This is a genomic window from Pseudomonas sp. C2.3V, assembly GCF_058536325.1.
Genome location: NZ_JBZUBN010000001.1, coordinates 3,839,278 through 3,865,594, shown reverse-complemented (window position 1 = coordinate 3,865,594; position 26,317 = coordinate 3,839,278). Strand labels below are relative to the sequence as shown.

The 26,317-nt window shown below is 57.8% G+C and carries 23 protein-coding genes; 11 read left to right on the top strand and 12 right to left on the bottom strand.

Annotation, left to right across the window (positions count from 1 at the left end):
- Window positions 1–3 precede the first annotated feature (3 nt).
- A complete protein-coding gene (locus AC4LF3_RS18295) occupies window positions 4–2,859 on the top strand; it encodes a response regulator (RefSeq protein ID WP_491836120.1) in 2,856 nt (951 codons plus the stop codon).
- Between the two features lie 78 nt (window positions 2,860–2,937).
- Here AC4LF3_RS18295 and AC4LF3_RS18290 read toward each other — a convergent pair whose 3' ends face one another.
- Window positions 2,938–3,510: a histidine phosphatase family protein gene (locus AC4LF3_RS18290; protein ID WP_491836119.1), complete on the bottom strand. Its 573-nt coding sequence runs from the start codon at window positions 3,508–3,510 to the stop codon at window positions 2,938–2,940.
- A gap of 222 nt (window positions 3,511–3,732) precedes the next feature.
- On the opposite strand from AC4LF3_RS18290, the gene AC4LF3_RS18285 reads away from it, so the two are divergent.
- Entirely contained in the window at window positions 3,733–4,002 is a 270-nt protein-coding gene (locus tag AC4LF3_RS18285) for a hypothetical protein (RefSeq protein ID WP_010796046.1), read from the top strand.
- Between the two features lie 46 nt (window positions 4,003–4,048).
- On the opposite strand, the gene AC4LF3_RS18280 is transcribed toward AC4LF3_RS18285, so the two are convergent.
- Window positions 4,049–5,359 (bottom strand): PQQ-dependent sugar dehydrogenase, encoded by a 1,311-nt coding sequence (locus AC4LF3_RS18280; protein WP_010796045.1) that lies wholly within the window; start codon window positions 5,357–5,359, stop codon window positions 4,049–4,051.
- An 82-nt stretch (window positions 5,360–5,441) separates the two neighbouring features.
- Window positions 5,442–7,616: a malate synthase G gene (locus AC4LF3_RS18275; RefSeq protein ID WP_491836118.1), complete on the bottom strand. Its 2,175-nt coding sequence runs from the start codon at window positions 7,614–7,616 to the stop codon at window positions 5,442–5,444.
- 184 nt (window positions 7,617–7,800) lie between these two features.
- On the opposite strand from AC4LF3_RS18275, the gene AC4LF3_RS18270 reads away from it, so the two are divergent.
- Entirely contained in the window at window positions 7,801–8,352 is a 552-nt protein-coding gene (locus AC4LF3_RS18270; RefSeq protein WP_019365503.1) for a glycine cleavage system transcriptional repressor, read from the top strand.
- Here AC4LF3_RS18270 and rarD read toward each other — a convergent pair.
- Window positions 8,325–9,227 carry an EamA family transporter RarD gene (gene rarD, locus AC4LF3_RS18265; RefSeq protein WP_125888540.1) on the bottom strand — a complete coding sequence of 301 codons (903 nt, stop codon included), beginning with the start codon at window positions 9,225–9,227 and terminating at the stop codon, window positions 8,325–8,327. The genes AC4LF3_RS18270 and rarD overlap by 28 nt on opposite strands.
- 246 nt (window positions 9,228–9,473) lie before the next feature.
- Here rarD and AC4LF3_RS18260 point away from each other — a divergent pair, with 246 nt between their 5' ends.
- Both AC4LF3_RS18260 and AC4LF3_RS18255 read left to right on the top strand, forming a co-directional pair.
- The gene (locus AC4LF3_RS18260; RefSeq protein ID WP_491836117.1) at window positions 9,474–9,899 is read left to right on the top strand and encodes an FIST N-terminal domain-containing protein; all 426 of its coding nucleotides are present in this window, start codon (window positions 9,474–9,476) and stop codon (window positions 9,897–9,899) included.
- Window positions 9,900–9,952: 53 nt separating this feature from the next.
- Window positions 9,953–11,521, top strand: coding sequence for a methyl-accepting chemotaxis protein (locus AC4LF3_RS18255; RefSeq protein WP_491836116.1), 1,569 nt, complete (start codon window positions 9,953–9,955; stop codon window positions 11,519–11,521).
- Window positions 11,522–11,572: 51 nt separating this feature from the next.
- Here the strand turns inward: AC4LF3_RS18255 and AC4LF3_RS18250 are convergent, their stop codons facing one another.
- From AC4LF3_RS18250 to AC4LF3_RS18215, 8 genes are all read right to left on the bottom strand, one after another.
- Entirely contained in the window at window positions 11,573–12,547 is a 975-nt protein-coding gene (locus AC4LF3_RS18250; protein ID WP_010796040.1) for a serine/threonine protein kinase, read from the bottom strand.
- Between the two features lie 208 nt (window positions 12,548–12,755).
- A complete protein-coding gene (locus AC4LF3_RS18245; protein ID WP_434135114.1) occupies window positions 12,756–14,651 on the bottom strand; it encodes a PhoX family protein in 1,896 nt (631 codons plus the stop codon).
- A 138-nt stretch (window positions 14,652–14,789) separates the two neighbouring features.
- Complete coding sequence (locus AC4LF3_RS18240) at window positions 14,790–16,742, bottom strand: PhoX family protein (protein WP_074826963.1); 1,953 nt, start codon at window positions 16,740–16,742, stop codon at window positions 14,790–14,792.
- Window positions 16,743–17,004: 262 nt separating this feature from the next.
- Complete coding sequence (modB, locus tag AC4LF3_RS18235) at window positions 17,005–17,706, bottom strand: molybdate ABC transporter permease subunit (protein WP_122041440.1); 702 nt, start codon at window positions 17,704–17,706, stop codon at window positions 17,005–17,007.
- Entirely contained in the window at window positions 17,693–18,442 is a 750-nt protein-coding gene (modA, locus tag AC4LF3_RS18230; protein ID WP_434154195.1) for a molybdate ABC transporter substrate-binding protein, read from the bottom strand. Before modA ends, modB begins: the two co-directional genes overlap by 14 nt.
- Window positions 18,443–18,456: 14 nt before the next feature.
- Entirely contained in the window at window positions 18,457–19,179 is a 723-nt protein-coding gene (locus AC4LF3_RS18225; RefSeq protein ID WP_083397930.1) for a TOBE domain-containing protein, read from the bottom strand.
- A 103-nt stretch (window positions 19,180–19,282) separates the two neighbouring features.
- Window positions 19,283–20,017 carry a ComFC family protein gene (locus tag AC4LF3_RS18220; protein WP_491836115.1) on the bottom strand — a complete coding sequence of 245 codons (735 nt, stop codon included), beginning with the start codon at window positions 20,015–20,017 and terminating at the stop codon, window positions 19,283–19,285.
- A 63-nt stretch (window positions 20,018–20,080) separates the two neighbouring features.
- Entirely contained in the window at window positions 20,081–20,374 is a 294-nt protein-coding gene (locus tag AC4LF3_RS18215) for a hypothetical protein (protein WP_491836114.1), read from the bottom strand.
- 276 nt (window positions 20,375–20,650) lie between these two features.
- On the opposite strand from AC4LF3_RS18215, the gene bioB reads away from it, so the two are divergent.
- The 6 genes from bioB (at window position 20,651) to AC4LF3_RS18185 (ending at window position 26,226) form a co-directional block, all read left to right on the top strand.
- Window positions 20,651–21,700, top strand: a complete 1,050-nt coding sequence (bioB, locus tag AC4LF3_RS18210; protein ID WP_122041444.1) for a biotin synthase BioB — start codon at window positions 20,651–20,653, stop codon at window positions 21,698–21,700.
- A 2-nt stretch (window positions 21,701–21,702) separates the two neighbouring features.
- A complete protein-coding gene (gene bioF, locus AC4LF3_RS18205) occupies window positions 21,703–22,878 on the top strand; it encodes an 8-amino-7-oxononanoate synthase (RefSeq protein WP_313551383.1) in 1,176 nt (391 codons plus the stop codon).
- Window positions 22,871–23,596, top strand: coding sequence for an alpha/beta fold hydrolase (locus AC4LF3_RS18200; RefSeq protein WP_010796030.1), 726 nt, complete (start codon window positions 22,871–22,873; stop codon window positions 23,594–23,596). The genes bioF and AC4LF3_RS18200 overlap by 8 nt, the downstream gene beginning before the upstream one ends.
- Window positions 23,589–24,404 carry a malonyl-ACP O-methyltransferase BioC gene (gene bioC / locus AC4LF3_RS18195; protein ID WP_491836113.1) on the top strand — a complete coding sequence of 272 codons (816 nt, stop codon included), beginning with the start codon at window positions 23,589–23,591 and terminating at the stop codon, window positions 24,402–24,404. Before AC4LF3_RS18200 ends, bioC begins: the two co-directional genes overlap by 8 nt.
- A 4-nt stretch (window positions 24,405–24,408) precedes the next feature.
- A complete protein-coding gene (gene bioD / locus AC4LF3_RS18190) occupies window positions 24,409–25,089 on the top strand; it encodes a dethiobiotin synthase (RefSeq protein ID WP_491836112.1) in 681 nt (226 codons plus the stop codon).
- 369 nt (window positions 25,090–25,458) lie between these two features.
- On the top strand, window positions 25,459–26,226 hold the full coding sequence (locus AC4LF3_RS18185; protein WP_491836111.1) for a hypothetical protein: 768 nt from the start codon (window positions 25,459–25,461) through the stop codon (window positions 26,224–26,226).
- Window positions 26,227–26,317: the final 91 nt, after the last annotated feature.

Here is a 26,317-nt window from a genome sequence, read left to right as displayed (position 1 = left end):
GTTGTGATATTTCAGACCGCTGTCATCATTGCGCCAGACGAACCCCGTGCTGGTAATGAGTTGTCCATGCTTGGCGCGGCGCTCCAATCGCAGGCATTAGACGTTCGTTACTGCCTGGATACAGACGTTTCAAACGGGCTTATCGCAAGCGATGAGCCCGCTGTTGTCATTCTTATGCCGTCGCTCATCAAACCGGCTGCAGTGGCCAAAGCAGTGAGAGCTGTCTGGTCTCAGTGCGAGCTGATTTTTGTTCGTGCACCTGAACAAGGTGATGCGTTTAGGAAAAACCTGGGGCTGGCACCCATGCTGGGATCACACTGGTCCATTGCCGAGTTGGTTCCAGGGACGCTTGCCCTTCAGGCCGCCCAGGCCGCCAGGCGAGCGCGGCGTCGAATCAAGCTGCGTACTACTCTGGATCAGGCCAATATCAGCTTAAGTGCTACGCGATCCGTAGACGGTCATGAGTATCGTCGCCTGCGAGCTGCTGATTATTACCTAGCTAATTTCATCAATGCGGCGCAGGAAGCCATCATCGGTGTCGATGTGCGGCTGGATGTACTGTATTGGAGCGCAGGTGCTGAAGAGCTGTTTGGTCTGAGTGCCGACGAGACGGTAGGCCGTAATATCCGAGCTCTGCCATTTTGGGCACCCGTATTGGACGAGTCAGTTGAGCAGGTGATGGCAGGCAAAAAGATGCATGTGATCGAGTATCACTGCATGGTATGTGATGCCGAAGCCGTTCTTGAAGTGATGCTGTCGGGTGTTCGCGATGAGTCAGGTACGCTGATTGGCGTATCAGTAACCATTCGCGATGTTTCGGCACTGGTCGCTGAGCGACTGGCCCATGAGGAATTTGGACGCGTCATCCGGCAGGAACGGCAGCATTTACAACAGCTGTTCGAACAGGCGCCGGGGTTTGTAATAGTCACCCAAGGCCCGCAGCATCTGGTTGAACTGGCTAACCGGGCTTTTTATCAACTGGTTGGTCATCGCGATATCATCGGCAAACCCGCTTCGGAGGCATTTCCTCGACTCAAGGATCAAGCCCTCTTGGAGTGGCTGGATCGGGTGTATTCCACCAAGCGGCCCCACACGGGGCGTAGCATGGCAGTCTATGTGCAGCGTGTGCCGGATGCACCGGCAGAAACACGTTACATCGATTTTGTTTTCCAGCCGGTCATTGCTGAGAACGGGCTGGTAAGCGGCATCTTCTTCCAGGGACATGACGTTACGGCTCAAAAGCTCGCCCAGGAGGAATTGCAACGTTCCCGGGAAAACCTGCAGATGCTGGTAGAGGAGCGTACCCGGGAACTGGAGCGGAGCCAGCTGGCGCTGCATCAATCCCAGAAGCTTGAGGCGATCGGCAAGCTGACCGGCGGCGTTGCCCATGACTTCAATAACGTCCTTCAGATTATCGAAGGCAATCTTGAGCTATTAAGACCTGCATTAGGAAACAGTAGCAGCGGCATGGCCAAGCTGGATGCAGCCGTAGCGGCCGTTAGTCGTGGCGCAAAACTATCCTCGCAGCTATTGGCCTTCGCACGTCGACAGCCACTAAAGCCTGTTCCGACCAATCTGAGCCGCTTGCTGCGCAGCATGGACGACCTGCTTCGCCGCGCCCTGGGAGAGAGCGTTCAGATCGAGACAATCATTGCGGGCGGTTTGTGGACGACCATGGTCGACCCTAATCAGCTGGAAAATGTCATTCTCAATCTAGCCATTAATGCCCGTGACGCCATGCAAGGCAATGGCAGGCTTACTCTCGAACTCAGTAATGCCATGCTGGATGACCATTACGCCCAGTCACAGGCTGACGTTGCGCCAGGGCAGTACGTCATGCTGGCGGTATCCGATACGGGATCAGGCATGTCGCCTGATGTGATGGAGCATGCCTTCGAGCCTTTCTTCACGACCAAACCTGAGGGCCAGGGAACCGGACTGGGCTTGAGTATGGCGTATGGCTTTGCCAAGCAGAGTGGTGGTCATATCCGCATTTACAGCGAGCTGGGCAGTGGCACGACAATCAAGCTATACCTGCCCCGGACTCATGAGATCGAGATTGCTTCGCCTGCAGCGGTTGGCGGCACGGTTATCGGCGGCGATGAAACGATTCTGGTGGTTGAGGACGATCTGGCTGTTCAAGCCACGGTCATCGACCTGCTAAGCGGGCTTGGCTACAAGGTACTACGCGCCAATGATGCACAAAGTGCGCTCAGCATCTTGCAGAGCGGGCTGCATATCGATCTGCTGTTTACCGATGTTGTAATGCCAGGTCCTCTGCGCAGCCCTGAGCTTGCACGTCAGGCCAAGCAGTTGTTGCCTGACATTGCCGTGCTGTTTACGTCAGGCTACACCCAGAACGCCATCGTTCACGGAGGGCGGCTTGATCCCGGTGTCGAGCTGTTGAGCAAACCCTATCGGCTGCATGATCTGGCACGCAAGATTAGACAGCTACTGGCCAGCCATAAGCCGGTACGGATAGATGATAACGTTCTGGTGCCTGCGCCTATCGAAAAAGCTGTCGGTACACAGCAGGTTTTGATACTGGACGACCAGACCGACCTGCTTTCCATGACCTGTGAGATGGTCGAAATGCTGGGATACACCGCCAAAGGTTGTGAAACTGCTGAAAAAGCACTTGAGGTCTTGGGACGATTGAGGTTTGACATCCTGCTGGCGGACGTCAACTTGCCGGGTATGTCTGGAATCGATCTTGCGTATGAAGCTGTACGCCAGCAACCTGGGCTGCGAGTCATTTTCATGTCAGGGGAAGGGACTGTATCCGCAAACATACAATCAATGTCATTGCCTAAACCCTTCAACCTGCAGCAATTAGAGGAGGCATTAGGGGCTTCCTGATAAGTACAAGCCGCTCTTGGGGTTCATGCAAGACTGCTTTCGCCTGTAACGCTTTATGCAAAAGGGCAGCAGTGAACACTAATCCTGCAAGGTCCTGGCAGGCAGTATATAGAACGAGGCGCTCCAATATTTATTCCCATGGCGCGTCTCGCTCTTCCAGCCGTGAGCGAGTAATTGCCTGGCAATAAGGCGGTTCATGATGCCATGACCCAGCAACAGTACCGTCCCTTCTTCGGCCAGCGAGATGAGTCGCTGAGCAGCTCGCTGGGCCCGCTCGCGTGCTTCTGAAAACGACTCGACGCCATGTGAATAACCGCAGAGCCAAAGCATTCGAAAAACAAATGCCCACGTAAGAGGAGAAAGCCTGGGGCCAGGCCAGTGCAGGAAAGGAAGCTCCGCTTCGCTAAATAGCGTATCGGTTTGAAAGGGTTTCAGCCCTAGCCTGTCGAGTGAAGTCAGTGCCCTGGGCATTGTGCTGCTGATGATATATTTCGCCTGAGCTGTCAGCTCACGCGTTGTTGGCGGAGCAGGATCATCCATGACCTCGGACAGGTTGTAATCACTGATCCAACGGTGCATATCAGAGGGCGAGACTTTGCCTGGACATGGTTTCAATGTTGGCTGTCCATGTCGCATAAGTATGATCTTCATCCCTGTCTTCCTGAAACTGTAGCCAGACTCTATTGATGAGCAAGCGATTAGCGCTTGAGTGACAACGCAGAGGATAGTGGGCGCCTTTGGAGTGCGCTCCGTTTCATGTTTCAGCTACGTGACGGTAAAGCCTGTTCAGACGTGCCGACCATAGCACAAGGGACAGGTTTGGAAGACGTTATGCTGGCCCGTGAAATCGACGCCTAGCATAAGGAATTGCCCATGAAATGCCCGCACTGCTCCGCCTCCATTAGTTTCTTCTCACCTGCAATCCTAGGGCCTGCCAAGCCCGGTGGTGCTCGGTATTGCAAGGCATGCCGTAACGCCTTCAAGATCACCAGAGGCTTCGGCCCAGGGCTTCTAATTGCCTTGGCGGTTGCTGTGGCAGGCTTTTTCCTGTTGCGCCCTATTCCTACAATAGGGCCTGTCCTATGGGGCGTGGTGACAACCGCTGCGGTTTTTATAGCCATTGCCCGTTTAGAAAAGCATTAAGGCAAGTGCCTGGGCTGCTTAGAGCAGCCCAGGCACGGTGGCCTACTTACTTGGCCGCGGTTACTCGCCAGATAACGTTACCCACATCATCCGCAACCAGCAGATCACCCTGCTTGTCATTGATGACCCCAACCGGGCGGCCCTGGGCTTCTTCCTTCTGATTCAAAAAGCCGGTCAGTACATCCTGGGGTGCGCCGTTGGGCTTACCGTCCTGGAAGGGGATGAAGACCACCTTGTAGCCGCTCTTGGGTTTGCGGTTCCAGGAGCCGTGCTGGCCGATGAACATCCCATAACGGTACTGCTCCGGCAAGGCATCGCCCTTGGAGAAGGTTAGGCCCAGTGAGGCGGTGTGGGTGCCAAGGGCATAGTCAGGCACTATGGCTTTGGCGACCAGGTCCGGGCGCTGCGGTTTGACGCGCTCGTCTACATGCTGGCCGTAATAGCTGTAGGGCCAGCCATAGAAACCGCCGTCCTGAACCGAGGTGGCATAGTCAGGTACGAGGTCACTGCCAATCTCGTCACGCTCGTTTACTGTTGTCCAGAGCTTGCCGGTTTGCGGCTCCCAATCCATGCCATTGGGATTACGCAGACCTGTGCCGTACAGCCGCATTTTGCTGGTGGCGCGGTCCAGCTCCCAGATGGCCGCACGGCCTTCCTCGATGTCCATACCGTTCTCACCGACGTTGCTGTTGGAGCCAACCGTGATGTACAGCTTGCTGCCATCCTGGCTTGCAATCACGTTCTTGGTCCAGTGGTGGTTGATGCCGGCAGGCAGGTCGACCACCTTGGTGCCCTTGTCCTGGATAGTCGTATCGCCTTCCTTGTAAGGGAAGCGCACCAGTGCATCGGCATTGGCCACGTAGAAGTCATTGCCGACCAGGGTCATGCCAAAGGGCGAGTGCAGGCCCTCCAGAAAGGTCGTTCGGGTTTCGGCCACGCCATCGTGGTCAGCATCGCGCAGCAGGGTGATGCGGTTAGCGCTGGGCACGCCGGCTCCGGCCTTGCTCATCATCATGCCCTGGACCTGCTTGCGGATATTGAAGCCCGCCGGCTCTTGTGTGGGCTTGTTCGATTCGGCGACCAGAACGTCACCGTTGGGCAATACATAGATCCAGCGGGGATGATCAAGGCCGGTGGCAAAGGCGTTGACTTGAAGGCCCTGGGCAGCAGTGGGTTTACCGCCTTCCGGCCAGCCGGTGGCGGGCGCTACGTTGACCAGAGGGATAAGGCTGGTCTTGGGCTCGGGAAGTTGCGGCTTGGGGCCATAGGCGGCATCTGGGCCAAGCTTGGACGGCTCGCCACATCCGGCCAGGGCAATAGCAAGCGCTGAAGCGTACAGGGGACGAAGATTGGTCATGGGTAACGCCTTTTATATAGTTGATGGTGCGTTCCATAGGTCCCGTCAGCCGCTACTTCAAAGGCGTATCAGCGAGACCTGTTCATTGCCTCCGCGCCTTGGCCTCACGACGTCTACGATGCAGGATCGGCTCGGTATAGCCGCTGGGCTGCTTCGCTCCCTCCAGAACGAGGTCCAGGGCAGCCCGAAAAGCGATATTGCTATCGAAATCAGGCTCCATGGCGCGGTAATGGGGATCGCCTGCATTTTGCTGATCCACCACTAGAGCCATGCGACGGAAAGCTTCGATCGTTTGTTCCCTATTAATCACACCATGATGTAACCAATTCGCAAGCAATTGGCTCGAAATACGCAGTGTGGCACGGTCTTCCATGAGTCCCACATCATCGAGGTCCGGCACCTTGGAGCAGCCGATCCCCTGATCAATCCACCGCACCACATAGCTCAGGATGCTCTGGACATTACTGTCCATCTCTTCCTGGATCTCTTCAGCGTTGAGTTCGGTGACATCAACCAGCGGAATGCTCAATAGATCCTCTCGTGAGGCCGGCGTGCGCTTGGCCAGCTCAATCTGCCGTGCAGCCACATCGACCTGATGGTAGTGGATGGCATGGAGCGTAGCGGCCGTAGGCGAGGGTACCCAGGCCGTACTGGCTCCGCTCTGGGGGTGGGCGATTTTTTGTTCGAGCATGGCGGCCATCATGTCCGGCATGGCCCACATGCCCTTGCCAATCTGCGCACGGCCACGCAGACCGCAGGCCAGCCCGACGTCCACGTTGTTGTCCTCATAAGCTCTGAACCAGGTGGCACGCTTCATGAGAGCCTTGCGGATGAGAGGGCCGGCCTCCATTGAGGTATGGATCTCATCACCGGTGCGATCAAGAAAGCCGGTGTTGATAAACACGATCCGTTCCTTCACCGCAGCAATACAGGCCTTGAGGTTGACGCTGGTCCGCCGCTCCTCGTCCATGATACCGATCTTGAGCGTATGGCGCGGTAGGCCAAGGAGGTCCTCGACCTGCCCGAACAGCGCGCCGGTAAAGGCTACCTCTTCCGGGCCGTGCAGCTTGGGCTTGACGATATACACCGAGCCCGTGCGCGAGTTGGGGCGCGACGTGTTGCCGTTCAGGTTGTGCAGGGCGCACAGGCTGGTAAAGACGGCGTCCAGTATGCCTTCGGGAACCTCGTTGCCGTCGCGGTCCAGGATGGCGTCTGTCGTCATCAAAAGGCCGACATTGCGGACAAACAGCAGTGAACGGCCCGGCAGGGCTAACTCGCTGCCATCAGCAGCGATGTAGGGTCGATCCGGGTTCATGATCCGGGTAAAGGCCTTGTCGTTCTTGGTGATGTCTTGGGAGAGGTCACCTTTCATCAAGCCCAGCCAGTTGCGGTAGACCTGTACCTTGTCTTCGGCGTCTACCGCTGCGACGGAGTCTTCGCAGTCCATGATGGTCGTCAGAGCCGCTTCGAGCAGAATATCGCTCACGCCTGCCGCATCGGCTTGGCCGATCGGGTTGTTGCGGTCAATCTGGACTTCGATATGCAGCCCATGGTGCCTGAGCAGAATGGCCTCCGGCTGCGAAGCCTGCCCGCGATAGCCGACAAAGGCGTCCGGCTCGGCCAGGCAAACGTAGCGACTGTCGCCAATCTCGGCCATGAGTTCGCCACGCTGGACACTGTAGCCTCTGACATTGCCATGGGAGTATTCAGCAAGCGGCACGGCTTCGTCGAGGAATCCCCGGGCATAGGCCACAACCTTTTCGCCCCGGAGCGGGTTATAGCTATCGCAGATTTCAACCGTGCTGTCTTCGGGGATTGCGTCACTGCCATAGAGCGCATCGTAGAGCGAACCCCAGCGTGCGTTGGCCGCGTTGAGCGCAAAGCGGGCATTCGTGACCGGCACGACCAGTTGCGGCCCGGCGAGCTGGGCAATTTCTGGGTCGACATTGGCTGTCGTGACGCGGACTTCGTCCGGCTCGGGGAGCAGGTAGCCGATCTCTTCAAGAAAGGTGTGGTAGGCGTGCGCATCGTGTGGCTGTCCGGCATGCGCCAGATGCCATTGATCGATACGGGCCTGGAGCTGGCTGCGGGTTTCCAGAAGCGCTCGATTCCGCGGGGCGAACTCATCCAGCAGCCTTTCCAGACCACGCCAGAAATGGTCCATATCGATGCCTGTGCCTGGAATCGCCTGAGTCTTCACAAACTCATGAAGCACGGCGGCTATCTGCAGGCCGCCGATGGTTTTTCTTTTACTCATTGTTCGCCTCGCTTGGCTGCACGACGCGCCGACATTCGGTGGCTATCTGGCCATGTGACTAGGCCTCGCTGGAAAAGTGTCTGCCACAGGCAAAACGATGGCAGGTCCGTTCATGAAAAGTGGGTCGGCAAGGTTGGCTGGCTGTTCTACGCTGGAGAGATGATCAACCAAAAGGAGCGCTATCGTGGATGTCCTGGTCCTTACCATCATTGCCCCGGATCAGCCGGGTCTGGTCGAACAGCTGGCCGACTGTGTTGCCGAGCGGGGCGGCAACTGGCTGGAAAGCCGCATGTCACGTATGGCAGGTCAGTTCGCCGGAATCCTGAGCGTCAGTGTCGCGCCGGAACAACGCGAAGCCCTGGTTGCCCAGCTGAAAGGGCTGGATGTGAGGGGCATGCGTGTGCTGGTAGCGGAAAGCCAGATAGAGCAGGCACCCAAGCCTCAGCTCATCCAGCTGGATCTGCTGGGCAATGACCGTCCCGGGATCGTTCGGGACATTACCCGTCAGCTCACCCGGCTAGGCGTTAATGTCGAGCGGCTCAGTACCGATGTGCGGGCGGCGCCGATGAGCAGCGAACAGTTGTTCCACACTACGGCGCTGCTGGCCCTGCCGCCCGCCCTTGAGCTGGATACGCTCCGCCAGAGTCTGGAGACCCTGGCGGACGATCTGATGGTCGAACTGGTTGTCTACCGCGACAACCACGACGGTCAGGTGCGGGCAGCAGGCGCTGCGTAACGACGCAGGGAGCGCCAGGCGTCAAAGCTGAACACGGCAAGGCCTGCCCAGATACACAGGAAGGCGGCCATCCGCTCCATGGGGAAGGGCTCGTGGAACAGGAAGACTGCCTGTATCAGCACCAGCGTAGGGGCCAGGTACTGCAGGAAGCCCAATGTCGAATAGGGCAGTTTGCGCGCCGCTGCGTTGAAGCAGAGCAGGGGAACCAGCGTAACGGGGCCAGACAGGATCAGTACGATGGCCATCGGCGACTGCCAGAGTGCCGGTTCCAGGCTGACCTGCTGGGTCAACAAGGGTAGTGCAATTGCAGCCAGCGGGACCAGTAGCCAGGTTTCGACCACCATGCCTGGTAGGGCAGCCACCTGGGTGCCCTTGCGCACCAGTCCGTAAAAAGCAAAGCTGAAGGCCAGCACCAGGGATACCCAGGGCAGCTGGCCAAGCGTCCAGATCTGCTGGGCAACGCCTAGGGCAGCCATTCCCACGGCCAGCCACTGCAGGGGCCTTAACCGCTCGCCCAGCACCACCATGCCCAACAGCACATTGATGAGCGGGTTGATGTAATACCCAAGGCTGGCTTCGATTACATGGTTACTGTTGACCGCCCAGATGTAGGTCAGCCAGTTGCCGCCCACCAGCAGGCCACTCAGCCATAACCGGGCAATCCGGGAGGGATTGGCACGCAAATCGCGCCACCAGCCCTGATGTTTCCAGATCAAAAGCAGCAAGACCCCGATCAGGGCCGACCAGAAGATACGCTGGATCAGGATCTCGACGGGAGGAATGCTGGCAAGCAGTTTGAAGTACAACGGAAATAGTCCCCAGAGCGCATAGGCGGTAAGGCCTAGTACGTAACCCTGGCGCGGGGATGTGGACATGATGTGTCTCTAGTATTCGTAAGGCCCCTAATCATAGCTCGCAAGCAAAGAAAAGGCCGCTTTTCCCATGGGCTCGATCGATTTGTCCAATGACAAAGGGCCTTTAGTTCTTCTGTGGCGGGTCGACATCCTGATACACCACATATTCGTGCTGCTGAGGACGGCGGCCCATCATCCTGGGTAGTGCTGTTCTTCAACGCTGCGGGTGGGCGTACGTCTGGCATTCTTTTTTATCAGGTAAATTTCATGATGAACTTGTTTTCCCGGCTCAAGCCCGCCAGTGCCCAGTCCGGCGGCGTAATGAGCGTACTGAGCTCTTCCGGGCAGTTGCAGAGCCACCTGAAAACCCTGCGATTCGAACCGACCTATATCGCCGGTTTCGTTTCGCCCCATGTTGATCTGGACAAGGTGGCTCGCCAGGTAGCCGAACGTTTCCCTGGCGCCGCCCTTACCCTGTGCACGACCTCCGGCGAGCTGTGCAGCCAGAACGATCAGCTCTACTGCGCCACAGGTAGCCAGTGGGATCGGGTTGTGCTGCAGCTGTTTGATGCCAGCATCATCGCTTCGGCCGAAACCGTTTATGTGCCGTTGGAAAGCCAGGACATCCGCGCCCGAGGGCCACGTATGTCCATGCAGCAGCGAATCGCCAAGCTGATCGAGTCGCCAAGCTGATCGAGTCGATTAAGCGGCTGCGTGTCAACACGACTATCGACCATCGCGATACTTTGGCTTACGTCACGTTTGACGGCCTGTCGGCATCCGAATCGTTCTTCATGGAAGCCCTTTACGAGTCGGGCCGTTTTCCCTGCCTATTCGTAGGCGGCTCTGCTGGTGGCAAGACCGACTTCGTTAAAACCTTGATCCATGACGGCAAGCGCAGCTACGAAAACCACGTACAGATCGTATTTCTGAAATGCGCCCGTAATGCCCGCTTCGGTGTGTTCAAAAGCCAGAACTTCGAGCCGACATCAGTTAGCCTGAGCGTGCTCACCGCGTCGCTGGAAGAGCGCTACATCAGTCAGGTGATCGACTCCAAGGGCAATGTCCGCTCGATGGTAGCCGCCCTGTGCGAATCGCTGAACTGCGAGCCCAAGGACCTGGAAAAGCGTCTGGCCAATTACTCGTTTGCTATTCGTGTGGGTGAGGAGCTGTTTGTTCGCTCCATTGCCCAGATCGATTATGACAAGGAGCGTATCCACCTTTTCTGTGACGTGGCGCCGGGTGAAGAGCTGGTGATGGTCAAGCGTACGCCTATTCTTGAGGCCACCCGTAAAGACCTTCAACGTTTCCTGCAAGGCAAGTCCGGCAAACCGGTAGGCGGGCTACTCAACGACTGCATTCTGCGTCGCTTGAACAATGGCAACGACCTGAGCCGCATGAACGAAGCGTTTGATGATATTCCTGTGGTGGGCTTTTCTACCTTTGGCGAGATCCTGGGCCTCAACCTGAACCAGACGCTGACGGCGGTATTTTTCTTCCGTACACCGGAAGGGGCGCCGTTCCGTGATGAATACATCGATAACTTCACGGCGCATTATGGCGAGTTCAAGGCCTTTTTCCTGCGTCGGCAGATCAAGAAGCTGGCGGGCTTGAGCCAGGTTGTGGTCAAGCAGATCGATGAATTCAAGCGCAAGAACTTTGCCAGCTACATCGACAGCAACGGCCTGGATGACCACATCAAACCGGTTTTCCGTGGTCTTGAAGATTTGGGTGCAGTGCTGCATCAGGCGGATCAAAGCCAGGAGCAGATTGCTCAGCAGTTAAATCACTATGCCGGTGAATTGCACGTATCGATGGATGATCTTAGCTCAACCATCAATCAGCAGGGCAGCGTGATCGATCAGGCGGGTGGCACCGTCAAGAGTCTGTCCAGTCAGGCTGAAAGTGTGGTGCGCAGTGCTAATGATTTGGCGCAATCGAGCCTGAAGATCCAGTCCATTGTGCAGATGATTCAGCAGATCGCCGGGCAGACCAACCTGCTGGCACTCAACGCTGCCATCGAAGCTGCTCGTGCGGGTGAGCAGGGGCGTGGGTTTGCTGTAGTAGCAGACGAGGTACGCAAGCTGGCGGAAAAGACTCAGCAGAACGCTGGCGAAATCGGCACGGATATCGACAAGCTGGCTGAGGAAATCCGTCAGGTTGCACAGCAGATCGAAGTACAGTCTCAGGATGTAAATGCCCTGACTGAGCTGTTGGGTGCGCTGGAAGGCTCCAGCAGCGCAACAGCAAGCACTTCACGGCGGACCAAGGATGTCGCCGATACACTGATCGGCTTGACCCGTAACGGTCATTGAGCCTTAGCACCAGGGCCGCCCGGTTTGTGGCGGCCCTGGTGTCTTTAGGGATCAAAACAGCCGCAGCGGTTCTTCATCAAGCGCTGACAGTTGCTCGCGCAACATCAGAACCTGGTCGCCCCAATAGCGCTCGGTCCCGAAAAAGGAAAAGCTCTTCGGGAAGGCCGGATCATCCCAGCGGCGGGCCAGCCAGGCGCTGTATTGCAACAGACGCAGGGAGCGCAGCCCCTCGATCAACGCCAGTTCACGGGGTGCAAAGTCATGGAACTCCTGATACCCGTCCATCAACTCGGAAAGCTGCGACAGGCGTTCTTGCCGATCACCGGCCAGCATCATCCACAGGTCCTGTACCGCCGGTGCCATGCGGCAGTCGTCGAGATCCACCATGTGGAAGGTCTCGTCACGGTAGAGCAGATTGCCCGGATGGCAGTCTCCATGGACGCGGATGGTGGTGTAGTTGACCGAGTTGAAGAGCGTATCCAGTTTCTTGATCAGGTCACGTGCCACCGATTCATACGCAGGCAGCAAACTCTTGGGAATGAAACCGCCGCTCAGCAGCGTATCCAGCGAGGCATGGCCAAAGCTCTGTACATCAAGCGTCTCGCGGTGCTCGAATGGGCGACTGGCGCCAATGGCATGCAGGCGACCCAGGAGCTGACCCAGGCGGTACAGCTGCTCAAGGTTACCAGGCTCGGGCGCCCGGCCGCCGCGGCGGGGAAACAGGGCAAAGCGAAAGCCGGCATGCTCGAACAGGGTTTCACCGTCACGCGACAGGGGCGCCACGACAGGTACTTCATGCTCCACCAGCTCAAAAGAGAAGGTGTGCTCCTCGCGAATCGCGGCATCCGTCCAACGCTGTGGGCGGTAGAACTTGGCAATCAAGGGCTGTTCGTCTTCGATGCCCACCTGATAAACCCGGTTTTCATAACTGTTAAGCGCCAAGATACGCGCATCGCTGAGATAGCCGAGGCTTTCCACGGCGTCGATCACCACGTCAGGGCTGAGTGTATCGAACGGGTGTGACATGGATATCCTCCTACAACGCATCTGGAAGCGGCCATATGCCGGTTCTGAATCGGAATGCTAGCAGGTTGGATGCCTGGGCGTGACGAAGGTGCGATGCCACGCGCGCTGGAACGCCTGACGGTGCAGAGAAAAAAGACCCTGGTACAGCGAGCGTCGTGCTACGCGGATACTGCCTCAAGGGCCGTACCCGCGTATTAGAGCCTTGTCATCAGGCGCCGATCACGCCACCGTCATCACGAGTGATGACCATGACGGAGGAACGTGGCCGACCGTCGGGCAGGTGTTCCGGAAAGGTCGAGCCGCCTTCTTCGCCAGGGTGCTGAATATTGACGAACAGGCTGCGCTGATCCGGTGAGAAGGTAATGCCGGTGACCTCGCAACCGATCGGTCCCACCATGAAGCGGCGGATCTCGCCGGTATTCGGGTCGGCGCACAGCATCTGGTTGTTACCCATGCCAGCGAAATCACCCTTGTTGCTGTAATCCCCGTCGGTCAGGATCCACAGGCGACCGGCATCATCAAACCCGAGGCCGTCGGGACTGTTGAACATATTGTGGGCGTTGATGTTGTGCGAGCCGCCGTTGGCAGTCTCCTTGTGCACCTCAGGATTGCCGGCAATGACAAACAGGTCCCAGTCAAAGGCCATGGCCGCGGCATCATTGCCGTGCTCGCTCCAGCGCAGGATCTGACCATAGATGTTGTTGGCGCGAGGGTTTGGCCCGCCTACGGGCTGGCCTTCGCTGCCGCGTTTACTGTTGTTGGTCAACGTGCAATACACTTGACCATCCTTGGGACTGACGGCAATCCACTCAGGGCGGTCCATGCGCGTCGCACCAACCTGGGTTCCGGCCAGGCGGGCATGGATGAGCACTTCGGCCTGATTGTTGAAGCCGTTCTCGGTGGTCAGGCCGTTCTTGCCATGGGTCAGCTCGATCCACTGGCCACGTCCCTTGGGATGATCGGGATTGCCGTCACCGTCATCAAATTTCGCCACGTACAGCGTGCCGTGGTCCAGCAGCTCGCGGTTGGCCTTGGGATTGGCGGCATCATAGCGATCGCGGCTGATGAACTTGTAGATGAATTCGCCACGTTCGTCGTCGCCCATGTACACCACGACATGGTTGTCCGCAGTGAGGGCCAGCGCAGCGTTCTCATGTTTGAAACGACCTAGCGCGGTGCGCTTGACGGGTTCTGACTTGGGATCGAACGGATCGATCTCGACTACCCAGCCGTGCCGGTTCAGCTCGTTGGGGTTCTTGGCCATGTCAAAGCGCGGATTGTATTTGTGCCAATCGTTGCCCTTGCTTTCGACGGTCACACCATAACGTTTCTGGGCAGCGTCGAATTTGATTGTTGCATCAGTACTGCCAAAGCAATCCGTAAAATTCTCTTCGCAGGTCAGGTAAGTGCCCCAGGGCGTCTTGCCGTTCGCACAGTTCTGGAAGGTGCCCAGTACATGCGTGCCGCTTGAATCGGCTTCGGTCTTGAGCAGGTCATGTCCAGCCGCCGGGCCGCTGAATCGAATCGGCGCGTTGCCGTGGATACGACGGTTGAACTCGGAATCACGTGCAAAATGCCATTGTCCGTCAATACGGCGCACCTCGATAACCGAGACCCCCTCAGCGGCCAGGGCCTTGTGCACGTCCTCGGCCGATTGAGGCACCTTGCCCTGGGCCAGCAGGTAGCGATAGTTAGTGTATTCGTTATTGATGGCCATGAGCGCCCGGTTCGGATCGTTCGGGAACGGGAAAAAGCTCATGCCGTCGTTGTTGTCGCCAAACTGGCGCTCCTGGGCTTCTGCTGTGCCGGTGCCGTCATGCTTGAAAGCCGGTACATCTGAAAACAGTGGTTCACCCCAGCTGATAAGTACCGACGCCCTATAACCCGGTGGGACGATTACGGTATCGGCTGTGGAAATCGGAATGCTCTCAAAGCCCAGCAGGGCACTGCCGGTGGCTTGCGACACGCTTTGTGCCAGTACGCTCCGCGGAATGAGCTGGCCGCCAAGAAAGAGGGCAGCACCGCACAGCGCACCAGCCCCAATGAAGCGGCGACGGGTCAGGCCGGCCAGACGTTCCAGATCGGTAGGGGTATCAGGATGCATAACAGACTCCTTGTATGCGATGGCGCGACGCTAGCGCGCTTGTATGACGAAATCATGTCAATGCATGTGCCAGTGATCATCAATCAACAGGCATAAAAAAACCGGCAGGGTTAGCTGCCGGTTTTATGCGGGGAGATGTTATTCCCCAATGATCCCGCCGTCCTTACGAGTAATGGCAATGACGGTGGAGCGAGGACGCCCGTTAGGCAGATAGTCCGGGAAGCCGCCGGTGGGATGTTGGAAGCCGACGAACATCGTCCGATAGTCCGGCGCAAAGGACAGGCCTGTGACCTCACACCCAGTCGGCCCTACCAGGAAACGGCGGATCTCACCGGTGTTCGGGTCGGCGCACAGCATCTGGTTGTTACCCATGCCGGCATAATCACCTTCGTTGCTGTCTTCACCATCGGTCTGAATCCACAAACGACCGGCTTCGTCAAAGCCCAGGCCGTCGGGGCTGTTGAACATATTGTCGGCGTTGATGTTTTCCGAACCATCGTATGGATCTTCCGGATGCACAACCGGGTTGCCCGCCACGATGAACAGGTCCCAGTCAAAGGTCAGTGCGGCCGGGTTTGGCTCTTCCCAACGCAGGATCTGGCCGTAGATGTTATTGGCGCGCGGGTTCGGCCCGTTGACCGGCATGTCGGCGCTGCCACGCTTGCTGTTGTTGGTCAGGGTGCAGAAGACCTGTCCGTTGATGGGGCTCACCGCGATCCATTCCGGGCGATCCATACGGGTAGCGCCAACTTGCGAGCCTGCCAGACGAGCATGGATCAGGATTTCGGCCTGGCTGTTAAAGCCGTTGGCCTTGGTCAACCCGTTCTTGCCATAGGTCAGCTCGATCCACTGGCCGCGGCCTTTGGGATGATTCACATCACCGTCGCCATCGTCGAACTTAGCTACGTACAGCGTACCGTGGTCGAGAATGTCACGGTTCGCCAGCGGCGTGTTTGGGTTGTAACGACGGTCGCTGACAAACTTGTAGATGAACTCGCCACGCTCGTCATCGCCCATGTACACCACAACACGGCCATCCTGGGTCGTGGTTACGGCAGCGTTTTCATGCTTGAAGCGGCCCAGCGCGGTGCGCTTGACCGGTGTGGAGTCCGGGTTGAACGGGTCGATCTCCACGATCCAGCCAAAGTGGTTGGCTTCATTCGGATGCTTGGCGAGATCGAAGCGCTCGTTATAGGGGTACCAGTTGTTATCACTATTGGCCGACAAGCCGTAACGCTTCTGCGCGGCGTTGAGCTTGATGCTCTTGTCGGTGCTGCCAAAGCAGCCATTGAAGTTTTCTTCACACGTCAGGTAAGTGCCCCATGGCGTCTGCCCGCTGGAGCAGTTCTGGAAGGTGCCACGGGCACGTTTGCCACTCAGCTCGATGGAGGTGCGCAGCAGGTCATGGCCGGCAGCCGGCCCCTTGATATCCATCATCACGTTGCCATGCACGCGACGGTTGTAACGGGAGTCGCGCTTGAAGACCCAACGGCCCGCGCGACGGCGAACTTCGATCACCGAGACGCCTTCTGCAGCCAGCGCCTTGCGTACATCGTCCGGGGAGGACGGTTGACGGCCATCGGAGAACAGATACTCGTAGTTGGTGTATTCGTTGTTAATGGCGATCAGGGCGCGATCAGGGTCAATCCGGCCGAACTTGTTGTAGAACGGGAAGAAGCACATGCCATCGTTGTTATCCCCGAACTGCAGCTCCTGGTCTTCGGAGGTGTTCGTACCGTCATGCTTGAAGTCCGGTACGTTGGAAAACAGCGGCTCGCCCCAGCTGATCAGCGTACGGAACTCATAGCCGGGCGGCAGAATGACTTGGTCAGCCGTTGAAGCTGGCACGTTCTTGAAGCCCAACAGCGGACGTGAAGGACGTCCAGCGCTACCCCAGCGAGCCGCTTCGGATACCGGACCCGCCAGTGCGTTGTTGGACAGCAGGTTGCCGCCCAGGAAGAAGGCCGCGCCACATAGCGCACCGGCACCAATAAAGCTGCGGCGCTTCAGATTGACGATGCGTTCCAGGTCAGTAGGGGTATCGTCATCAAGCAGATCACTATTCAGGTGTTGTTCGTTTTGCAGGCTCATCAAGGCGCTCCTCACAGGATGTGGCAGGCGCAAAACCCCAGGCGAGAGCGAGTACAACGAACCCCGCAGACCTTGTTTTAAAATAATCAGGCTGCCGGCTCACGTCGCGTCGTCGAAACAGGTTTCGTGGCTGGTTTGGACGGTCGTGGCGAAGGTAGTGAGGCATTGTGACGGCGGTGTTGCAGGTTACATTTGGTAACAAATGCTGCTCTGTCGGTTCGGGAACGTTTCGTGTCAGAAGCGATTCGGCCGCCAGCCGCGATTAGCGGCGGCTGGTGACGCGCAGGGCCGAATAAGACCGTGTATCGCCATTGCCGTAGACGAACAGCAGGATCAGGAACGACAGCACCAGAAGAAAGCCGGCCAGCCGGTGGGCCTCGGCATAGTGAAGGGCTTCCACGTGCTGGAAGATGGCAATGGAAACCACTTGGGTCTGCCCCGGAATACTACCGCCCAGCATGAGCACCACGCCAAACTCGCCCAGGGTATGGGCGAATGCAAGGCTTGCAGCCACCAGCAGGCCGCGCTTGAGCAAGGGCAGGGTAACGCGAAAAAAGCGCTCGATACGGCCGCATCCCAACGTTGCTGCGGCCTCGAACAGGCGTGGATTCAGCTCGCGGAAGGCAACCGTAAGAGGCTGCACCACGAAGGGGATCGAGTAGATCATGGACCCCATGACCAGGCCCGCAAAGCTGAAGGGCAGCGGGTGACCGAACACTGTTTCCCAGGCGCTGCCCAGCATCGAGTCTGGCGCAAACACCACCAGCAGGTAAAAGCCCAGCACGGTGGGTGGGAGCACCAGGGGGAGTGCGATCACGGCATCCAGGATCTGGCGCAGGCGGGTCTGCTTACGCACTCGCCAGGCTGCCAGCGGCAGACCGATCAGCAGAAGCAGGGCCGTGGATAGCACGGCCAGCTTGAGCGTCAGCGCCAGGGCCTGCCAGTCTCCTTCACTGAGCAGCACAGCCCGTCTCGCCTGGAAGAGAATAACCTGCCTGGTGCAACGTCTCTTTCTGGTTATCGAAGAACGCCACGAAGCGCTTGGCGGTGTCGAGTTGCTCGCCTTCCGCCAGGATAACGCGCTTTTGCGTCAGAGGATCGTACAGCGTGGCATCGACAATCGTGTATTGCGCGGGCGGCACATTCCCCGCTTTGACCTGACTGAGAGCTACAAAGCCAGCGGGTGAATTGCCGGTTTTGACGAAGTTGTAGGTTTGTCCAATGTCCTGTCCATACGCCAGGCGCGGCTTGACGGTTTCCAATACACCGCTGCGGTCCAGCGCCTGCAGGGCTGCGGCGCCATAAGGTGCCGTATCGGGATTCGCCAGCACTACACGCTTGAACGGCAGATTGTGAATATCGGGCTTGCCGCTGGTTTGCCAGAGCGCCAGCTGGCCGCACGCATAAGTCCGGCTTTCGGTGCCCTTACCGGCAGCTGCCAGTTTGTCCGGGCGGATCGCGTCTGCCGAGTAGAACAGATCGAACGGTGCGCCACGTTGAATCTGCTCGAAAAATGCACCACTGGAGCCGCCAGCCAGTTCCACCTTGGCGCCGGTCTGCTTTTCGTAATCGTTGGCGATGGTCTGCATAACAGGCAGCAGATTGGCCGCCACAGCGATGCGCAGGTGGTCAGCTGCTTGGACGGTGGCGCTGGTAAAGAGCGTGGCAAGCGCCGCAGCAGTCAAAAGCCGTTTGTTCATCAAGGATTCCTTCTTCACAGGGGCGCCCCCAGCAAGACCTGGTCGGGTTCAAAGCAGGCGAATACGGTCTGACCGGGAGCAGGAGACAGCTCGGCTTCTGCTGGCAGCAGCACGCAGAGCGTTTGCCCATTGGGCAGGCTCAGGCGAATGTCGGCAGGTCCGGAGGGGGCGGGGGTAACGGTGTCGACTCGGCCTTCAAGTGCATTGGCCGCATCCACAGGAGCGTGTTCATGGAGGCTTAGCCACGATGCTTTGATCAGCACGATAACGCTGCGACCCGGTGCAAGGCCCAATCGCTCGGTGCTTTCACGGGTGATTTGTGCCAGCACCTGAAGGCCACCGGGCAGCCGGATCGTGATCAGATCGCTATGCCCTTTGGGTTCTACAGCAACAACCTCCCCATGCAGCTGATTCCGCGCGCTGGTTTGCAGCATCAACCGCTCCAGTCGCTCCAGGTCCTCGACGTGTTCAGCGCTTTCGATCACCTTTTCGCGAAGCGCTTCAAGGCGGTGATACAAGGCCAGCAACCGTGCGCCTTCCTGGGTCAGGCGTGCGCCGCCTCCGCCTTTGCCACCGACACTACGCTCGACGAGGGGTTGGCCGGCAAGGTTGTTGAGTTCATCGATGGCATCCCAGGCGGCCTTGTAGCTCAGCCCTGCAGCCTTGGCAGCCTTTGTAATGGAGCCCTGGGCGGCGACCTGCTCCAGCAGCGCAAACCGCTGGGGACGGCGGGTCATGTGATGAGTCAGGTGACTGAGCATAGGTCGGAGTATAAAAAAGTATATAACGATAGATCAGTGTACGAGCCGGCCCGTTCCCATGGCAAGGTGAAAAGAGCGTTTAGTCGCCAGGCCTAGGCGTGCGAGCCAAGCAGTACACATCGACACGCAGGGCGCCTGCACGCTTGAGCAGGCTGGCAAGGGCCTCGGCAGTTGCACCGGTGGTCAGGACGTCATCGATGAGCGCTATCGAGCGACCGCGTACGACCTTGGCAGTGGTGAGGGCAAAGGCGTTGCGCAGGTTCTTGTGACGCTGGGCGGCATCCAGGCCTTGTTGCGCCGGGGTTTCCAGCACTCGTTGAATGACATCGTCTGCTACAGTCAGCGTGAGCGACTTTCCTAGCCAGCGCGCCAGCATGGCAGCCTGATTGTAGCCACGCTCGCGTTGGCGCTTCTGCGCCATCGGGACAGGAAGCAGAAGGTCAGGCCGAGGCAATCCCTCGTCAAAGGCATGCATCAAATGGCGAGCCTGCAGATCCGCCATCAGTCGCCCCAGCGGCCACTGCTTTTGATGCTTGAACCGATTGATGGCGCTACCAATGGGGAATCCGTAACGCCAGAGCGCTACGACATGATCAAAAGACGGAGGCCTTTTCAGGCACGCCCCGCAGATTAGCCCCTCGTCAGGCAGCGGAATCGCACAATGAAGGCAATGCCCCATGAGCCAGGGCAGGTCAGTCTCGCAGCCAAGGCATAGCGGCAGGCTGGACTCTACACCTGAGCCGCAGAACCCGCAGTTCGTGTGAGGTTTAAGCCAGACAGGACGGTAAGCAAGCAGGGTAGTCAGGCGATTCATAGGCATCCTTGCCGATATCGATCAGTTGGGATCAGGCACGCCGCTCCCTGGCGTGCAAGAGGCTCAGCGAATCAGCCAGCTCATGACCATCAGGCCCAATACCAGCCAGATGATGCCGCCAATGATGGAGCTGCGCATAAAAGCACGAACCGCGGCATAGAGCAGAATCAGTCCGACGATCAGTACCACGAAGCTGATGTAGGAGTCATCCATGCCGATGGCGCGAGCCATGCCTTGCAGGAAGTCATGGACGGCATCGCCAATGCCATTGAGTACGGTGCTGAACAGATCGATGATGAAGCGGATGACCTGACCAAGGGCTTGGCCAAGCCAGTCGAAGAACCCTTCTGTACGCATGTTTCTTTCCTTGTCCTCATGTTGTCGCTTGGAACCTGTAAATGCCGTTGGGTTCGTTACCAGCGATGGGTTCAATCAAGCGAGCGATCCTGCTCACAGTTTCATGCTCTGCCGTAGTCTCTCTCTTATTGAAGGAGTCAGTCATCAAAAAACCTTAAATAAATAAGGCTATTGATTGTTTTTTGATCAGATGTAAACCTTCGTATCGAATAAAGTTGACGGCAATTATTCATGTGCTGCCTGAGCAGCCGTCTTTTTATACCGAAGGATTGAGCCATGAGCGCTACCGCTACGCGTCACGACTGGACCCTTGCCGATGTCCGTGCCCTGTTTGAACTGCCGTTCAATGACCTGCTGTTCCAGGCACAGACGGTTCACCGTCAGCATTTCGACCCCAACCGCGTTCAGGTCTCGACGTTGCTTTCCATCAAGACCGGTGCCTGCCCTGAGGACTGCAAATACTGCCCTCAGTCCGGCCACTACAACACGGGTCTTGAAAAAGAAAAGCTGATGGAAGTGGAGAAGGTGCTCAAGGCGGCTGCCGAGGCCAAGGCCATTGGTTCGACCCGCTTCTGTATGGGCGCGGCGTGGAAGCATCCGTCCGCCAAGGACATGCCCTACGTGCTGCAGATGGTCAAAGGCGTAAAGGCCCTGGGCCTGGAAACATGCATGACACTGGGCAAGCTCGACCGTGACCAGACACAGGCGTTGGCCGAAGCCGGTCTGGACTACTACAACCACAACCTGGACACCTCGCCGGAGTACTACGGCAACATCATCACGACGCGTACCTATGCAGACCGTCTGGAGACGTTGTCCTACGTGCGTGACGCGGGCATGAAGATCTGCTCTGGCGGTATCCTGGGCATGGGTGAGTCCGTGGATGATCGTGCCGGTCTGTTGATTCAACTGGCCAACCTGCCGGAGCATCCGGAGTCCGTCCCGATCAATATGCTGGTCAAGGTGAAGGGCACGCCGCTGGAGCAGGAGAAGGACGTCGATCCGTTCGACTTCATCCGTACCCTTGCTGTTGCCCGGATCATGATGCCCAAGTCCCATGTGCGCCTGTCTGCTGGTCGTGAGCAGATGAACGAGCAGATGCAATCCCTGGCCTTCTTTGCCGGTGCGAACTCCATCTTCTACGGCGAGAAGCTGCTGACGACCACTAACCCCCAGGCCGAGAAGGATATGCTTCTGTTCAAGCGTCTGGGCATCAAGCCGGAAGAGCGCGAAGAGCACGATGATGAAGTGCATCAGGCCGCGATTGAGCAGGCTTTGATTGAGCAGAAGAACTCTGCACTGTTCTACGACGCTGCTTCTGCCTGATCATGCCGTTCGACCTGGCCAGACGCCTCGCCGAGCGCCGCGAGCAAGCCCTGTACCGTCAGCGACCATTGCTGGAAGGCCCGCAAGGACCTGAAGTAGTGGTCGACGGCCAGCCGCTCCTGGCGTTCTGCAACAACGACTACCTTGGCCTCGCCAATCATCCGGACGTCATCGCGGCACTGCAAAAGGGTGCCGAGCGTTGGGGCGTAGGCGGGGGCGCTTCGCATCTGGTGATCGGCCATAGCGGTCCCCATCATGCCTTGGAAGAGGCGCTGGCTGAGTTTACCGGGCGCCCTCGGGCACTGCTGTTCTCCACGGGCTACATGGCCAACCTTGCGGCCGTGACAGCCCTGGTTGGCCGAGGCGATACGGTCCTTGAGGACCGGCTCAACCATGCCTCTCTGCTGGATGCAGGACTGCTGTCCGGCGCGCGCTTCTCCCGCTATCTGCATAACGATGCGGCAAGCTTGGCCAGCCGGCTCGACAAGGCTGAAGGTAATACGCTGGTCGTAACGGACGGTGTATTCAGCATGGACGGTAATGTGGCCGACCTGCCGGCCCTGGTTGAAGTGACACGTAACCGGGGCGCCTGGCTGATGGTCGATGACGCCCACGGCTTTGGCCCGTTGGGCAGGCAGGGAGGCGGCGTAGCTGAGTATTTCGGACTGGGCATGGATGAGGTTCCGGTACTGGTCGGTACGCTGGGCAAGGCTTTTGGTACTGCAGGCGCCTTTGTAGCAGGCAGCGATGAGCTGATCGAAACCTTGATCCAGTTCGCACGTCCTTACATTTATACCACCAGCCAGCCGCCAGCAGTGGCCTGCGCCACCTTGAAGGCACTAGAGCTGCTCCAGGCAGAGTCCTGGCGGCGCGAGCATTTGAATGCACTGATCCAGCGATTCCGCTCTGGTGCGCAGGTTATCGGCCTTTCGCTGATGGACAGCTTTACCCCGATCCAACCGATCCTGGTCGGCAGTAGCGAGCAGGCATTGGCTTTTTCGGCTGCCCTGAAACGCCATGGAATTCTCGTCACGGCGATCCGTCCCCCTACGGTTCCGAACAATAGTGCCCGGTTGCGGGTTACTCTGTCGGCCGCACACAGCGAGCAGCACGTCGATCGTCTGCTCGCCGCACTTGCCGAAGCTTGGTCGGAATTGAAAGGAACGGAACATGCGTGACACTTTAGTGCTGCTGCCCGGGTGGGGTCTGGGCACGGCCCCCTTGGAGCCGCTGCGTGATGAGCTCCTCGAAATAGCACCATATCTGGATGTACTGATCGAACCCTTGCCGGACATGGCCGATGCCAGTGGCTGGTTCGATGATATTGACGCCCGGCTGCCGGATAACGTCTGGTTGGGTGGCTGGTCATTGGGTGGCATGATCGCCAGTGAGCTTACCCGGCGGCGGGGCGACCGTACCCTGGGGTTGATCACTATGGCCAGCAATCCCTGCTTTGTTGCCCGTCATGGTTGGCAAAGCGCAATGTCACGCAGTGTCTTCACCGATTTTTACGAGGCCTGCACGCTCGATGCGGAGCTGACGCTCAAACGCTTTACCCATCTGGTCAGCCAGGGGGCTCGGGACCGCAAGACGCTTGCGCGCCTGCTGCAGGTGGCCTTGCCGGAGACGTCCGGTGAAGTTGCAGTGGCCGGGCTTGAGCTGCTGGCGCAACTGGACACACGCGAGGCGCTTCAGGCGTATAGCGGTCCGCAACTTCACCTGTTTGCGTCAAACGATGCACTGGTACCGGTATCGGCTGCGCAAGCCTTGATGGATGAGATACCCGACATCGAAGTTCATGTCTTCGAGCCGGCCAGCCATGGCCTGCCGCTGGAGCGTCCGGACGAGATTGCCGCAGCGATTGAACGTTTCATTTATGAGGGCCGTGATGGCTGATGCTTTACCTGTAACCACGCAGGAGGGCGCCTCCTTGCCGGATAAAAGGCAAGTGGCGGCTTCGTTCTCCCGGGCGGCGGCCAGCTATGACGGCGTTGCCAGCCTGCAACGTGATGTCGGCGAAGCGCTTCTGGCGCGTATGCCCGAGCAGGCTGTAGAGCGCTGGGTCGACTTGGGCTGCGGTACAGGCTACTTCACCCGGGCGCTAGCGGCCCGTTATCCCGACGCGCAAGGTATCGCCGTTGACCTGGCGGAAGGCATGCTGCGCCATGCACGTCCACTCGGCGGGGCCGAGCACTTTGTGGCGGGTGATGCCGAACGGCTGCCGCTCAAGGACCAGGCGTGCGATCTGCTGTTTACCAGCCTTGCCATTCAATGGTGTGGCGACCTTTCGGCGGTATTATCCGAGGCCCAGCGTATCCTGCGGCCCGGTGGGCTGTTTGCATTCACCAGCCTGTGTACCGGTACACTGCAGGAGTTGCGGGACAGCTGGCAGGCAGTGGATGGTTTCGTTCACGTTAACCGTTTCCGCCAGTTTGAAGACTATCAGCGGGTCTGTGCGGCCAGTGGACTCAAGCAGAAGGTGCTGGACGTCGAAACACGCGTTCTGCATTTTCCGGATGTCCGCAGCCTGACCCATGAACTCAAGGCGCTCGGCGCCCATAACGTGAACCCTGGCCGCGCTACTGGCTTGACCGGACGCGCCCGCCTGAATGCCCTGGCGCAAGCGTATGAGCGCTTCCGCCAGCCCCAAGGTCTCCCGGCCTGCTATCGCGTGGTTTACGGCATTTTCCAGAAAGAATCCTGATCTTATGTCTGCTTACTTCATTACCGGCACCGATACCGAAATCGGCAAGACCACCATTGCTTCCGGCCTGCTGCATGTAGCCCGCCTTGCGGGGCTTTCCACGGCAGCGGTCAAACCTGTGGCGTCTGGTTGCGAGATGACGCCCGAGGGGCTGCGTAACAGCGACGCGTTGTCGCTCTGGGGCGAGTGTTCGTTGCCGTTGAGTTACGCCGAGGTCAATCCGCTGGCCTTTACGCCTGCTATTGCTCCACATCTGGCGGCCCGTGAGGTAGGAACATCCTTGACAGTCGATGCCTTGGTCGCGCCCATTCAGGCCATGCGGGCCAAACAGGCCGACTTCATGCTGGTCGAAGGTGCAGGTGGCTGGCGCGTGCCGCTGGAAGGGCAGGCGAACCTGTCAGATGTAGCCAGGGCCGTTGGTTTTCCCGTCATCCTGGTGGTGGGTGTACGGTTGGGCTGCATCAACCACGCGGTGCTGACTGCTGAAGCCATTGCGCAGGATGGGCTCAACCTGGCCGGCTGGGTTGCCAATATTGTCGATCCGCAGACATCACGCCTGGAGGATAACCTCGCCACGCTTCATGAGCGCCTGCCTGCACCTTGCCTGGGCACTGTTCCTTATTTGGCTGAAGCCACGCCGGGGGCCGTTGCGGATTATCTGGATTTAAGCCAATTGGCGCGTTAATGCCCCTTTGGTATCTGACTGCTCGTGATAAGGCACTTTAATATCAGAATAGACGTTATTTATTACAAAGTTTTTCAGCGATTACTTTAATTTTGCGCAGCTTTTTCCGGCTTCGCATATAGTCCATTTGCCTCGATTGATCTCTTTCCCGCCTTATCTAAAAGAGATGTTCTCGTCGCGGTTATGAGTGCTTTCTGTTTGTTCGCTATGCCTGTCAATCACTTCTTAATGATTGATTGCGGCATGGCGCGTGACTGTATGCCTTTAATATTTATTGCTATACGACTTACCGATAGTTGCTCATGGTGTTCAGACGTTGGTGGTAGTTCCAGTTTTATAACAATATCAAGAATGGAAAAAGGATTTTGTATGCCTGTCTTCAAGCGTATTGATGCTCAAGACGTTTCTCGGCTCGTGCTCGACATCGAGAGGCAAGGCTATGCCGTTATTGAACACTTTCTTTCAGCGGAACAACTTGAAAGTGCACGTGACTATGTTCTGCGGGAAACTCACAAACATAACTCCGAATATTTTGCGCTACATGGCATAAAGTCGGTAACCGGCAGTCTTTTCGAGGCGCTGAGCACCTCGGTGAGGTTCAGGAAAATGCTGGCGGATATTCAGGAAGCCGGTCTGGGCAGGCGGGTACCGGAAGAGGAAGAGATCTTTCCGGCCGTGCGTTGCCTGCAAGGTAAAACCGGTCTTAAAGAGTCCAACTATTTTCATTATGACGCCACGGCATTAACGGCGCTTGTGCCTGTTTTCATTCCAAATGATACTGACCAGTGTGGCGATTTTATTATGTTTCCCAATACCCGCCGTATTAGGAGCAGTGTGGCCATCAATATTATAGAGAAAGCACTTATTCAAAATCCATTAAGCCAGAAGTTCATAGCGTTATTGATCAAGTACAATCTGCTCAAGCCCATCAAAATAAAACTTGTTCCTGGCAATCTTTATATCTTCTGGGGATATAGAAGCATACATGCCAATGAGCCTTGTGATCCTAATACACTGCGCGCAACGGTCTTGCTGCATTATGGTGACCCACACAGTCACCAGTGGATGTCCAGGCTTTTCCTCGGCGCCAACCAGAGGCGGGCGCGCAAGATTAACAAGAAGGCATTGCCTGGCTGATACCGTTCCCTGGTTATTCGAACTGACGCTAAGCGAAGCGGCAAGCATGACGTTTTAATCATAGGGTTCGATGCCGGAATCTGCTTCAATG